Annotated in this window: 12 protein-coding genes and 2 pseudogenes; 8 read left to right on the plus strand and 6 right to left on the minus strand. The window is 59.1% G+C overall.

Translation table 11 applies throughout. The features are described 5' to 3' along the window. The first annotated feature begins 132 nt into the window (after positions 1-132). The 4 genes and pseudogenes from J3485_RS19330 to J3485_RS19345 all read left to right on the plus strand — a co-directional run. Entirely contained in the window at positions 133-1,395 is a 1,263-nt protein-coding gene (locus tag J3485_RS19330; RefSeq protein WP_206951286.1) for a site-specific integrase, read from the plus strand. Next, positions 1,392-2,336: a tyrosine-type recombinase/integrase gene (locus tag J3485_RS19335; protein ID WP_242538472.1), complete on the plus strand. Its 945-nt coding sequence runs from the start codon at positions 1,392-1,394 to the stop codon at positions 2,334-2,336. The genes J3485_RS19330 and J3485_RS19335 overlap by 4 nt, the downstream gene beginning before the upstream one ends. Next, positions 2,333-3,337, plus strand: coding sequence for a tyrosine-type recombinase/integrase (locus J3485_RS19340; protein ID WP_206951284.1), 1,005 nt, complete (start codon positions 2,333-2,335; stop codon positions 3,335-3,337). The genes J3485_RS19335 and J3485_RS19340 overlap by 4 nt, the downstream gene beginning before the upstream one ends. A 174-nt stretch (positions 3,338-3,511) precedes the next feature. After that, a pseudogene (locus tag J3485_RS19345) lies at positions 3,512-3,721 on the plus strand (transposase domain-containing protein); the annotation flags it as partial. Between the two features lie 9 nt (positions 3,722-3,730). On the opposite strand, the gene J3485_RS19350 reads toward J3485_RS19345, so the two are convergent. Beyond that, positions 3,731-3,991: a hypothetical protein gene (locus J3485_RS19350; RefSeq protein WP_206955968.1), complete on the minus strand. Its 261-nt coding sequence runs from the start codon at positions 3,989-3,991 to the stop codon at positions 3,731-3,733. A gap of 73 nt (positions 3,992-4,064) precedes the next feature. Between J3485_RS19350 and J3485_RS19355 the strand changes: the two genes are divergently transcribed. Next, positions 4,065-4,382 (plus strand): ISAs1 family transposase, encoded by a 318-nt coding sequence (locus J3485_RS19355; protein WP_206955979.1) that lies wholly within the window; start codon positions 4,065-4,067, stop codon positions 4,380-4,382. Between the two features lie 196 nt (positions 4,383-4,578). Here J3485_RS19355 and J3485_RS29000 read toward each other — a convergent pair. Together J3485_RS29000 and J3485_RS29005 are read right to left on the minus strand one after the other, a co-directional pair. Beyond that, positions 4,579-4,926 (minus strand): annotated as a pseudogene (locus tag J3485_RS29000) (DDE-type integrase/transposase/recombinase). Positions 4,927-5,061: 135 nt separating this feature from the next. Next, positions 5,062-5,229, minus strand: a complete 168-nt coding sequence (locus tag J3485_RS29005) for a hypothetical protein (RefSeq protein WP_242538850.1) — start codon at positions 5,227-5,229, stop codon at positions 5,062-5,064. 569 nt (positions 5,230-5,798) lie between these two features. Here J3485_RS29005 and istA point away from each other — a divergent pair. Together istA and istB are read left to right on the plus strand one after the other, a co-directional pair. Continuing rightward, the gene (istA, locus tag J3485_RS19365) at positions 5,799-7,322 is read left to right on the plus strand and encodes an IS21 family transposase (RefSeq protein WP_206955932.1); all 1,524 of its coding nucleotides are present in this window, start codon (positions 5,799-5,801) and stop codon (positions 7,320-7,322) included. Between the two features lie 14 nt (positions 7,323-7,336). Further along, positions 7,337-8,107 (plus strand): IS21-like element helper ATPase IstB, encoded by a 771-nt coding sequence (gene istB / locus J3485_RS19370; RefSeq protein ID WP_206955933.1) that lies wholly within the window; start codon positions 7,337-7,339, stop codon positions 8,105-8,107. Positions 8,108-9,045: 938 nt separating this feature from the next. Here istB and J3485_RS19375 read toward each other — a convergent pair. After that, positions 9,046-9,210, minus strand: coding sequence for a hypothetical protein (locus J3485_RS19375; RefSeq protein WP_206955980.1), 165 nt, complete (start codon positions 9,208-9,210; stop codon positions 9,046-9,048). A gap of 965 nt (positions 9,211-10,175) precedes the next feature. Between J3485_RS19375 and J3485_RS19380 the strand changes: the two genes are divergently transcribed. Further along, positions 10,176-10,529, plus strand: a complete 354-nt coding sequence (locus tag J3485_RS19380) for a hypothetical protein (protein WP_206955981.1) — start codon at positions 10,176-10,178, stop codon at positions 10,527-10,529. 129 nt (positions 10,530-10,658) lie between these two features. Here J3485_RS19380 and J3485_RS19385 read toward each other — a convergent pair whose 3' ends face one another. Together J3485_RS19385 and J3485_RS19390 are read right to left on the minus strand one after the other, a co-directional pair. Next, entirely contained in the window at positions 10,659-11,651 is a 993-nt protein-coding gene (locus J3485_RS19385) for an IS5 family transposase (protein WP_206952492.1), read from the minus strand. A 371-nt stretch (positions 11,652-12,022) separates the two neighbouring features. Beyond that, positions 12,023-12,190: a hypothetical protein gene (locus J3485_RS19390; RefSeq protein WP_206955982.1), complete on the minus strand. Its 168-nt coding sequence runs from the start codon at positions 12,188-12,190 to the stop codon at positions 12,023-12,025. Positions 12,191-12,271: the final 81 nt, after the last annotated feature.

The raw sequence follows: 12,271 nt of genomic DNA on the forward strand, positions 1-12,271 counted from the left end.
TGGAAGGTCATGGCGACGTGGCTTCAAACGTCCCGCTTTTTCAGGGCCCATCTCTTCCGGGAGCCGTCGTTACCTTCCATAATTTGCGGTACTTTCCTCATGCTGTTCTGTGTTTTTTCGAGGAGAGCTACCATGCCCAAATACACACGCATCAGACCCGGCCATCTGCTCTGCGAGCATTGGTTCGAAGGCGCTGCGTTGCGAACGCATGCAGACGCTTACGTTCAATACCTGATCGATCGTGGTTATGCCCGGGAGACAGTGGAATGCTACTTCAGGTGTGTCGCCCACTTCATTCATTGGATGACGCAGCGCGACATCAATCTTTGCGATGTTAGCAAGCCGACGATCGTCCAGTTTCTCGAGCGGCACCTGCCGCATTGCCAATGCGCGTCTCGCTGTCGGCACACAAGCGCCGATGTTCGCGCCGGTTTGAAGCACTTCTTCGCGATGCTCGACGGCGCGCAACCGGAGCATTTGACTCTCAACGTGTTGACGCCTATCGGCACAGAGCTCGCAGAATTCAAGCGCCATCTGGCAGAGGTTCGCGGTCTGTCCGACAGCACATGCACAGTTCGAGTACGGCAGGCCCACGAGTTTCTTGTCGATCGTTTCGGTGCGGGGCCCGTACAGATTTCGAGGTTGACCCCGGGCGATATTGTACGTTTTGTTATGCGCCGAACGAACGGACTTGCTCCAGCGACGATCAAGGGTATCGGTATCTCGCTACGGAGCTACTTGTTATTCAAGAGCAGCCGGGGAACGCCAACCGAAACGCTCATCGCAGCGCTGCCGAGGGTTGCGCAATGGCGTCTCTCCGGATTGCCCGAGGTCCTCTCGTCTGTCGAAGTCAGGCAACTGCTCAAGGCGTTCGATCGTAGCAGTGCTACCGGCATGCGCGATTACGCCATGACGCGCTGTCTTCTAGATCTTGGCTTGCGGCGCGCGGAAGTGGCACGTCTGAGTCTCGATGATATCGACTGGCGAGATGGAACATTGACGATACACGGCAAGGGCAAACGGATCGACATCGTCCCGCTTCCAAGACTGACCGGCAACGCGATCTCCGAGTACCTGCAGCGTGGGCGTCCAAACACTGCACGGCGCGAGGTATTTGTTCGCCATCGACCACCGCTTGATGCCGCAGCCAATCTGGATATTGTCCGTAACGCAGTTCGTTATGCCGCTGCGCGTTGCGGTTTGCAGCAACGTGTGCGCGGCACCCATATTTTCCGGCACACCATGGCTTGCCGGATGGTGCAAGGCGGCGTTCCATTCAAGGAGATCGGCGATCTGTTGCGCCATCGTTCTCTCGATACCACGACGATTTATGCGAAGGTCAACCTTCCAGCCCTTCGTCGCGTGGCGCTTCCATGGCCAGGGAAGCGATCATGAGCGCGCACACATCTTTTTCCAACTGGATCGACGCTTACCTCAACGTCCGTCGTCGAGCCGGATTTGATCTCCGGATCGTGGGCAATCAACTCAGGGAATTCGCGCGCTTTGCCGAACGGATCGGCCACAACGGTGGGCTGACGATACAACTCGCCGCTCAGTGGGCCGGCAACTCCGGCACCGGACGGCGGTCAACGGCGGCCCGCAGAATCGAGGTGCTTCGCCCCTTTGCCGCGTACTGCCGGCAATTCGATCCGGCAACAGAGATCCCGCCGCGATATCTGTTCGGGCGTGCCCATCATCGACTGGCACCGCATATTTTCACCGATGATGAAGTCGTGGATCTGCTGGCAGCCTGCGACGGTCTCTATCCACCCGGTGGTCTGCGCAGTGCGAGCTGCAGGACGATTTTCGGACTGATCGCTGCGACCGGACTGCGTATCTCGGAAGCGACGGGGTTAACCCGTTCGGATGTAGATTTCGAGAAGCGGCTTCTGCATATCCGGAGTGCTAAGTTTGGCAAATCACGGTGGGTGCCGATACACCCTACGACTGCATCAGCGATGCGACGATATGCCTGCAAACGCGACCGCGATTCTTCAACTGCCAACACGAATGCTTTCTTTGTGTTCGACTACGGTCGACCAGCTTCAACAAGAAGCGTCGAGTACGCGTTCAAGATCCTGCGCACCGCATTGAAGTGGCGCGCTCGCGGCGACCATCCCGCACCGCGGATACATGATCTGCGACATTCGTTCGTCTGCCATCGATTGCAGGATTGGTACGCGCAAGGGGTGGACGTCGATCGCAACATTCTTGCGCTGTCGACTTACCTCGGGCATGCCAAAGTCACCGACACGTACTGGTACGAAACAGCCTCGCCCGAGCTCCTGGCAATCGCAGCCCAACGCTTTGTGCGCCATCGCGGAGGTTCATCATGAACATATCAGCAGCGCAGTCCTTTCCAGTCCTGTTGCAGAAATTCTTCACGGAACGTTTGCTTCAGCAACGACACGCAAGCCCATGCACTGTGGCGGCCTACCGTGACAGTTTCCGACTGCTGCTGGCTTTCGCGCATCAACGCTTACACAAGCGGCCCAGCGATATCACCGTCGAGGAACTGAATGCGCCATTCATCCTCGAGTTCCTTAAATACCTCGAACAGGACCGACACAATTCAATTCGTAGCCGGAATGCCAGGTTCGCCGCCATTCGATCGTTCATGGAGTACGTTTCGTTCGCAGAGCCGTCGGCCCTGTCCTTGGCACAATCCGTACTTGCGATTCCCATGAAGCGATTCGAGCAACCGCTCGTCGGATTTCTGTCTCGCGAGCACATTGAGGCTATCCTTGCCGCTCCCGATGTTAGCACCTGGACGGGGCAACGCGACCACGTCATGCTGGCTATGCTTTACAACACCGGAGCCCGCGTTTCTGAGCTGATCGGTATGCGTGTGTCCGACCTCATGCTTGGGCCCACTACATGGGTGCTCATTCACGGCAAAGGTCGCAAGGAGCGTTCTGTCCCGCTATGGCCCGACACCGCGAGAGAACTCAAGCGTTGGCTTCGGCAATATCCCCGAACATCCGAGGAGCCGTTATTTCCCGGGCGGGCCGGCGCTTCGCTTACGCGCATCGGCTTCACCGAGCGGCTTAAGCTTGCAGTTCAGGGCGCCTCGCGACAGTTTCCCGAACTTGCGCGGCACCGCGTCTTTCCACACCTGTTTCGACATTCCGTCGCGATGCATATGCTGCAATCTGGCGTTGATATTACGGTCATCGCGTTGTGGCTCGGTCACGAGAGCCCTGTCACTACGCATCGCTATGTCGAAGCCGATCTGCAAATGAAGGACCGGGCACTGAAGGCACTCCAATCACCGTCGAGCAAGCCACTTCGATATCGACCCAAGGATGATCTTCTTCGCTTTCTGCAAGCGCTGTAGTTATGGATAGTTCGCTATCGGTCACGTCGCCGAGAACACATTCGGCATTGATGCCGTCTCCCCGCAAATGCGAGGGCGCGACATCATTGCCACCCATGCAGCATGCCTAATTCATCCAAGCCTTCCATAACTAAGACCTGTGGATAGCTCACATTATAGAAGGGCTTCTATAACCGCCGGTCGTGGCTCTTTAGCGATACGGTCGACGGCGCAAAAGCGAGCGCGATGGTCTACAGCCTGATGCTCACGTGTCGAGCCTGTGGCGTTGATCCTCACGCCTATCTGCGGCACGTGCTGACGGAATTGCCGCAGCGTGCGCCGGACGCCGATATTAGCGACCTGCTACCGTTCAATTTCGCTCGACAGCAAGTCGTTACCGGGTAACTTCAATCGCTATCGCACTGGGCCGAAGTATTGGTCCCACTGCTGCGAATCGGGATCGAGTCGGCGCACGATCGCGTCGTCTGCCCGCACGATCAACCGTTCCAGCATCTGGCGCTTCGTTACCGAGTAACGGCGAGCTAACCGCGTCAAAGCAAGATACGCTTCCGTGCTCATCCACATATCCAGACGTCGATCACCATTGCCGTCCTTGCCTGCCGTCTCGCGTCTTGCCCGATAAGCCGCTTGCCGCTGTGCCGTCGTTTGCGCCATCTTGCACCTCCTTCGTTACCCGGTAACTATCGATTCGAAACATGTTGCCCGGTAACGTCAGATCTCACGACGTGTGGCAGATTTAGCGCTTACCTTCATCACGTCGGCGCCATGCGGCGTTCACGAATTCGCCCGCTGCGTACGTGAGCATTGGCACATCGAAAATTTCTTGCACTGGAGCCTGGATGTGACGTTTCGTGAAGATGCCTGTCGGGTGCGTTGCGACCATGCGGCACACAACTTCGCGACGCTGCGCCGTTTCGCACTGAACCTGCTCAAACTGGATAAAACCTTCCCTAGGCTGAGCGTGCGAAGCCGTGTCAAGCGCGCCGATTGGGACGAGGATTACCGCATGACCGTGCTCGGCCTGAAGCCGATTCGCACACCCTGAAATCGAGCCCTTGTCGCCTTGCGCACCGACGTCGTCCCAAATGCAATCGCCCTGTTCCGTGGCGCAGGGCGATTGCTACAAGGAACTCCTCGTGAGCGCGAGCGTCACGACGTTTTTGTAATCACGTTGCATGACCCGTTAGGTTTCAGTGAGGTGAAGGACTGCGTGGCGTGGTTCAAAATCCACGTTTTTTGCGTTACTTCGCACTTCGGTTGCAGCGGCAGCCCATGAACAGATTCGAAATCGGTCCATGGACCGAAGCGAATCGTTGCAACTGCCGCGCTGATTTGAAGCGCCGCATGATCTTCTCACGCGCTCGGGTCGGCTGATGCGAATTCTCCGCCCGGTTGTTCAGCCCCTTGTGCTGTCGCTGCTCCAGCTCGTTTTGCCGTTGCATAGCTGCGCAGCTTGTCGGTCACGATCACGCGTAGGCGGCCATGCCGTTGAGCAGCTTGCGCATCAGTCGTTTGGCCGCCGTCTTGTCGCGACGGCTTGGCACCAGCACATCGAGCACCGCGCCATGCTGGTCGAGCGCCCGCCACAGTCAGTGTTTCTTGCCGTTGATAGTCACGACCACTTCATCACGGTGCCACTTGTCGCACCTCCCGATGACGTCGAACGGATACGCTTGTCGATGCTCAGGCCAAACTTCGTGGCCCAGCAACGCACTGTCTCGTACCTAATCAATGCCGCGGGTCGCCTGCATTTCCTCGACCATGCTCAGGATCAGCGGGAAACGGTAATACCGCCATACCGCGTGGGTGATCACGTCTGGCGGAAACCGGTAACCCTTGAACAAAATCCGTGCCTCAGCCGGAGGCAGTACAGAGACAGAAGTTTTCTTCATGTCCTATTTATCCGCCACCCTGGCAATACCCCTGCGGTTCGATTCTCGTGGACTATTTCACCTATGAGCCACGCCCGTCAACCCCGAACTCGGTTGCGAAATCGGATTCCTCGCCGCACCCATTTGCATCGCCAACACCCCCGAGGCTAACGGTACGGGATCGCTAGCCGTTTTCCTGGCCCCATAGCAGGTCCATCGCAGATATTTCCACCATGGGGGCTCCGAAAGGGCTGTCAAGCCCCCTTGATCGCCATGCACAGACGTGCATGGTTTTACGACGTACTTTTGTGCTCCAGGAGCCTGGGATCTAGCGACAAGTAGTGGAGGGTGCTCGTCTGCGAATGTTACACGACGACCCTTCGACTCCGCGCATGCTCTCGCACCGGGCGCTAATGTCATCTTCCGCCATATAGGAGCCACTGGGCTTCCGGCATAAAGGAGCCGGGGCGTTTTCGGCATATAGGAGCCAGGGAAGGAACCGAGCATCTCGATCGTGATGCTCATTGCGGGCTTACCTTGTGAGGCGTGATCCCCCAAGGGAGGCTGCGATGGGCCGACGGAGAATCGAGATGCATCAATATCGACAGGTTCTCGTGCGCATGCGCAACGGGGATTCCGAGCGCGAACTGGCACGCTGTCGCTACATGGGCCGGCGTAAGCTCGCCGCGCTGCGAGAGTTGGCCGAACAACGCGGCTGGCTCAAACCCGATGCGCCGTTACCGGATGACGCCGAGATCGCCGCCGCGCTAGGTCCGCCACACAAGGCAAGCTCGACTGTCTCAGGGCTCGAGGTCCACTGCGCATTGATCGCCTCATGGATCGAGCAGCAAGTGCCCGGTACGGCCATTCTGGCGGCGTTGCGGCGTGAGCACGGCTACACCGGCAGTTATTCGTCGGTTTATCGCATGATCGTTTCGATCAACGCCGATCGTCCGCCCGACGCGACCGTGCCGCTGAGCTTCGCGCCCGGCGAAGCCGCGCAAGTCGATTTCGGTGCCGGTCCGATGCTGCCCGACGCCGATGGCGTGTTCAGGCGCACGTGGGCGTTCGTGATGACGCTTGCCTTCTCACGACATCAGTACGTCGAGTTCGTCTGGGACCAGACCGTGGCGACGTGGCTGGGCTGCCATCGTCGCGCCTTCGAATGGTTCGGTGGCGTACCCACGCGCGTGATCATCGACAACCCCAAGTGCGCTATCACGCGGGCCTGCACCTATGACCCTGTCGTGCAGCGCGCCTACGCCGAATGCGCAGAAGGATACGGTTTCCGGATCGATCCGTGCCCGCCAGCCGATCCGCCCAAGAAGGGCATCGTAGAAGCCAGCGTCAAATACGTGAAGGGCAACTTCTTGCCGCTGCGCCAGTTCCGCGACTTCACCGATCTGAACCAGCAGGCTCGCCATTGGGTCATGCACGAAGCAGGGCGTCGCATCCACGGTACAACGCGCAAGGTGCCCCTCGAATTGTTCGAGGTCGAACGGCCACTGATGCGCGAACTGCCCGCCGTCGCACCCGACCTGGGTACCTGGCACAAGGTGTCCGTTCATCGAGACTGTCACGTCGCCCATCAGCGGATGTTGTATTCCGTGCCGTTCGTGTTGGTCGGCAAGCAGTTGTGGCTGCGTGCGACCGACGCCTCAATCGCCATCTACGACGATTACCGACTCGTCGCCTCGCATGTACGAGCTCGTCGTCCCGGCGATCGACTCACCGTGCGCGATCATCTGCCGCCCGAGGCGCGTGCGTTTCTCGCTCACGATCGGCAGTGGTGCCTCGAACAAGCCAAACGCGTCGGTCCCGCCTGCGCTGAGCTGATCGACCTGCTGCTGGCCGATCACATCCTCGAGCGCCTACGCGCCGCACAAGGCGTCATGCGTCTGCAACAACCCTACGGTGCCTTGCGCCTGGAAGCGGCGTGCGCTCGCGCGCTGGCACACGCCAGTCCGTTCTATCGGACCGTCAAGACGATCCTCGTCGGCGGCTTCGATCGGCATCCCCTCAGCGATTCGAGCGAACACGTCCACGCACCCAGCGCGCGTTTCGCCCGCGACGCTCAATCTCTGTTTGCCCCCGACGCCGACGTGCGTCATTAACCCTGGAGATGGCCATGCAACCCATGCCAGCCTTGACCCCGCATCTGAAGCAATTGCGCCTGTCCGGCATCCTCGACTCGCTCGAAGCGCGCAATCGCCAAGCCATCGATGCCAAGCTCTCTTACGTCGACTTCCTCGCGCTGCTGATCGAAGACGAAGTCGCTCGGCGTGAACAGAAGAAGTTCGCGCTACGCATGCGCCGCGCAGCCTTCCGCACCAGCAAGACACTGGAGCAATTCGACTTCGATCGGTTGCCGCAATTGAACCGTGCACTCGTGCACGATCTGGCCGGCGGTCGTTACCTCGGCGAACACGCGCCGGTGCTCATCGTCGGGCCTTGCGGTACGGGTAAAAGCCACTTGGCGCAGGCCCTGGGACACTGTGCCGTGCGTCAAGGCGTCGACGTACTGTTCACCACCTGCACCCAGCTGACCACAAGCTTGAATGCCGCCCGTGCCACCGGCGCCTACGAGCGCCGGCTCGCCAGCTTAACGCGCGTCGAACTGCTGATCATCGATGACTTCGGGCTCAAACCGCTTCGTCCGCCTGCTGACGAGGATCTGCACGAGCTGATCGCCGAGCGTTACGAGGCTGCGTCCACCATCGTCACCAGCAACCTCGATCTGACCGAATGGGATCAGGCCTTCCCAGCCAATCGCTTGCTCGCCTCAGCCACCCTCGACCGCCTGCGTCACAACGCCTACTGCCTCGTGCTCGACGGGCACTCTTACCGCAGCCCGCGCCACCTTCCGCAGCAGCACTTGAACCTTGCAAACAGCAGCTAAACGGCCCATTCTTGAACCACAAAGATGCTCGTTTCTACCCACTTCTGCTGGCGCCTATATGCCGGAAATACCCGGCTCCTTTATGCCGGAAGGTGACAGCTAACGATACAGTCGGCCCCCGGCTGTCGCCAGGGGGTGGGCCGACGGGATGCCCTGCAGGCCAGCGGGGAGCGCACATCGGCGCTGCAGGAGTAACGCCAGTATCCCGACGTGCCGGTGAAGGGTGACGTGTGGCACGCGAACACTGCAATTTATCGGTTGGTGGAATCAATGTCGGCTGCTCGTCACCGGGAACATATTCTCCAAAGCGGCCCTCGAGAAGCCAGGCGCTATATTCGACGGGATCAACTCCCGCTGGCACTTTCCGTGCGAGTCTTTCGCCAGCAAGCGGCGCAGCCAATACCGGAGTCCCGCTGACGGAGGGATGTGCTACCGCTGCCACGGCCGAACAACCGCCAGGTGCGGCGCTGGACGCACCGAACCCAGTAGAAAGCAATGGCGCCGCCTGTACGCAACCAAATTGACGCGCATCGTATTGACTGCTCACGTCTAGGGGAGGATAAACTCGATAAAAAGCGGAGCATGTCTGTTGCTGGAAACTAAATGGCCCAGCATAATAAGTCCGCTGCACGGCCGGACACTGAGCCGAAGAAAGCGCAAGACGCAACTGCGGTACATCATCGGAATACTCGCCGTGGATATACCGATAAAATGTGTATGGTGACGAGGCAGTAGGGATCGGGGGCGACATAGGATAGAGTTCCTCAGCAATTTTCGAGCGAGTGTGCGGACATTCCCCGAGCTGGGTCGACAAGCATACTCGCGCGTCATCAACGCATGCCATACCGATTGCCGAACTGTTTTCTGTGGGTTGTCAATTACGATGACCGCCGGTCGGCGGGGTTAGTTGCCGCTGTTCAGCTCGCCATAGTTGTCGCTTATATGGACGCCTTCCGGTTCGGGTTGGGGTAATTGACGTCACCGCGCAGGTACATCGCCGTCGTCGCAATCGGGGCGTGGTACGGATTGTTCGTCGGCAGTCGGTTGCGATCGTAGGTGGTCCGGTAGTGCAATTCAGCGACCAGTTGGTCGGTGTTCCCCATCGTCGAACGTTGAGGAGTCATCTGTTTGGTGGCGAAGCGTGCGGCATTCGTGATGCAGCACAATCACCTGGTATTGGCGCAGTCCTTGCGGGAACTCCGCCACGTAACCCCAAAGCTGTCGTATGGTCTCTTGACATTGGTGCAGGCCTCGCTAGAAAAACGACCGGAGTTGCAACAGGACGCGGGCCCCTTCGGGTGGCCGGAGAAGCCACGGTATGTACAACAGCGGCCAATCCGGGCACACTCGTGAACTGGACGGGCGCCCCGGGAGGCATTCGAACAGCTTCCGGGTGCTGGACCGTTCGAGAAGAAGGGCCCAGCACCTGCCGTAGCTTGCTCCCGCCAGGGGCATACAGCGCGCCGACCTGTTGCATCGGCGCAGCCGCAGCCAACATTGGATCGGTGCCAAACCGATTCACCATTTGCCGCAGTTCATCACTGGTTACGGCTCCTGGGCACACGCGGTTGATGGCATTCCAAAGCAACCATGCGTTCTGCCGAGCCTCGGGCGGCATGGTCAATAGCTGCTGGCGCATCCATTGAGGTAAGGTTGCATCAAGCGACGCAAAAAGATGGCTTTGCCCCTGGATGAGGTTTCCAAGTGACGAATAGCCCTGACAATGCAGGTATTCCCATGCGAGACCCCGAAACTGCGCTGGCTCCAACTTATCGCCGACTGCTGACGTCCGATCACGCGGACCCGCGGCCGGTGACACTCCACTCCCTGCTGGCGGCGCTGATCCAGCCGCTGCACTCATGCCAACCGGCGTTGGTGCTGGGGCCGGCTCTTCCAATGTCACGGCCTGTTGCCCGCAGGCCTCATCCAGCGCAGCAGGCGCTACAGAGACCCAAACGCCGTAATGTCCGACTCCGTCTGGGTCGCTGGGTCCCGGCGGTGTATAGCGCAAAAAGATTTCGGGCACGTTCGGACCCGCTTTCGGACCATAAGAACGAAAGGGCAAATCGTGCTGGACGACCGTAACGCGGATCGGCTGGCCCGACTTTTCTCTGCTCAGGGCAAAGTCGGCCAATTCCCGCTCGCCGAATGGTGCGCCGCGCCCATCCAGGGCGCGGCTGTGCAAATCGGTCCGCGCTTCGCCAATGACCGTAAACCCTGGTTCCCGAAGGTTTCTACCGAGCATTGCCTCACACCGGATCGGATCAACCTGAGTGCGCGCGATCGCAGCAAGCGCGCCCAAGTCGGCTACGCTGATGATCGGATGCGCGGGGGTGCCGATACCTCTTTTGTCTGCTGCCAAGGCAATGCCGATGGCCAACGGGGCACAGTCGTGAGTGTCCCCAGGTACCTGAATTTCTAGGGAAACGCTGATCAATGAGTTCGCCGGCGGCGTTTTGCACGAGTCAGTTTGCAAGTGTCAGAACGGCGAACGAATTTCGTTGCGATCGGGCTGAGTTTTGCTCGAATGCGGGCCGATCGCTCGCGTTTTTCATACACATGACGGACTTTGCCCATGTATCGAGTTCAACTGGCTCTTTGCGATCACCAGATTGGCCAAGGCGAAGAGGCTGAACAGTTGCGCCGTGTTCTTGGCTAGGCCTTTATAGCGGACCTTGCGGTGGCGGAACAAATTCTTGACGACATGAAACGGATGCTCGACCCGGGCGCGAATTTGCGCTTTGGTTCGCTCCACCTGGATCAGCAAATCCTTCAGCGCCCCGTCTCGCATTGCCTTAATCTTTCCGCGCTTGACAGCCACGCGCCATTGCACCGCTTTGCCGCGCATCTCGTCGCGCTTTTCAACGCCCGTGTAGCCAGCATCACCAAACGCTTCCCGCTCGTGCCCGTGCAACAGAGCGTGCGCTTGCGATACGTCCGTTACGTTGGCCGATGTACCCACCAGGCTGTGCACCAGACCCGAGTCGGCATCGACGCCGATGTGCGCTTTCATGCCGAAGTGCCACTGATTGCCCTTCTTCGTTTGATGCATCTCAGGATCACGGCTGTTCTCGGCATTCTTGGTCGACGGTGGCGCCTCAATAATCGTCGCATCCACCAAGGTGCCTTCCTTCATCAGCAACCCGCGTTCGCACAGCGAAATGCCGATCTCGTCGAACAGCTTGCGCGTCAAGTCATGCTCGACCAGCAGGCGGCGGAACTTCAACAGCGTCGTCGCATCCGGCACGTCCTCGACCGCCAGATCGATGCCGGCAAACGCACGCATCGCAATGCTGTCGTACAGCGCGTCTTCCAACCCTTCGTCCGACAGCCCGTACCACTGTTGCAGGAAGTAGATCCTCAGCATACGTTCCAAGCCAATCGGCGGTCGGCCTCGCTTGCCCTTCGGGTAGTACGGCTCGATCGCCGACAGCAAACGTGGCCATGGGACAAGCTTGTCCATCTCCGCCAGAAAGCGTTGCCGCTTGGTTACGCGCTTCGCGCCACGGCTTTCCGCTTCTGCAAAACCGATCTGTCGCTTCATGTTCAGGGATCCGTTCCGCGTGCCTCTTTCTACAACGTCCTCGGCGGCCGATGCGATGACCGTCGAGTCGAATAAATCAGTGTTTCCCTAGGAACCCCATGCGACCGCGTAGCCTAAGGCCACCTTGAACATTAAATGGCATACATCATCTCTCGTCGCTCTGAGGAAACAGAGACACCCGTTGTATGCAGGTGTTCCGCAAAACCATGTCGAAAGCGGCGCCAGATATCGCCGACGCCATTCCCATTGGATGCAAGTCTCGCACTGCAACACTTACGTCCAGTCCACCGATGCCTGATGTGGCTTGTGGTGCTTGGGGGGGCGCCGCGCCAAGATAGCGATACGGACGCTGCGCATAGACTATGCGTAGCTCACAGGCGGCCGTACTCGTTGCTGATTGCGATCTCGAGGTCGGTGCGGCCGATCAGGTGTTTCTTGCCGCTGATCTCGGCGATGAAGCCGCGCAGCGCATGGTATGCCTCGATGAGTTGCACTAGCAACAACACAAGGGGTTGAACAACCGGGCGGAGAATTCGCATATCAGCCGCCCCGAAGATTGGGCATTCTTTCGGGGCTCGGCCCACAACATCATCCTATGTGTATCAATCACGGGTATGGCT

The sequence above is a fragment of the Trinickia acidisoli genome, from assembly GCF_017315725.1.
GTDB lineage: Bacteria > Pseudomonadota > Gammaproteobacteria > Burkholderiales > Burkholderiaceae > Trinickia > Trinickia acidisoli.

Bases quoted from the DNA above. Each gene is read 5' to 3' on its own strand.
- J3485_RS19330 (WP_206951286.1), top strand. From the start codon at position 133: ATGCCCAAATACACACGCATCAGACCCGGCCATCTGCTCTGCGAGCAT.
- J3485_RS19335 (WP_242538472.1), top strand. From the start codon at position 1,392: ATGAGCGCGCACACATCTTTTTCCAACTGGATCGACGCTTACCTCAAC.
- J3485_RS19340 (WP_206951284.1), top strand. From the start codon at position 2,333: ATGAACATATCAGCAGCGCAGTCCTTTCCAGTCCTGTTGCAGAAATTC.
- J3485_RS19350 (WP_206955968.1), bottom strand. From the start codon at position 3,991: ATGGCGCAAACGACGGCACAGCGGCAAGCGGCTTATCGGGCAAGACGC.
- J3485_RS29005 (WP_242538850.1), bottom strand. From the start codon at position 5,229: ATGAAGAAAACTTCTGTCTCTGTACTGCCTCCGGCTGAGGCACGGATT.
- istA (WP_206955932.1), top strand. From the start codon at position 5,799: ATGCATCAATATCGACAGGTTCTCGTGCGCATGCGCAACGGGGATTCC.
- istB (WP_206955933.1), top strand. From the start codon at position 7,337: ATGCAACCCATGCCAGCCTTGACCCCGCATCTGAAGCAATTGCGCCTG.
- J3485_RS19375 (WP_206955980.1), bottom strand. From the start codon at position 9,210: ATGGGGAACACCGACCAACTGGTCGCTGAATTGCACTACCGGACCACC.
- J3485_RS19385 (WP_206952492.1), bottom strand. From the start codon at position 11,651: ATGAAGCGACAGATCGGTTTTGCAGAAGCGGAAAGCCGTGGCGCGAAG.
- J3485_RS19390 (WP_206955982.1), bottom strand. From the start codon at position 12,190: ATGCGAATTCTCCGCCCGGTTGTTCAACCCCTTGTGTTGTTGCTAGTG.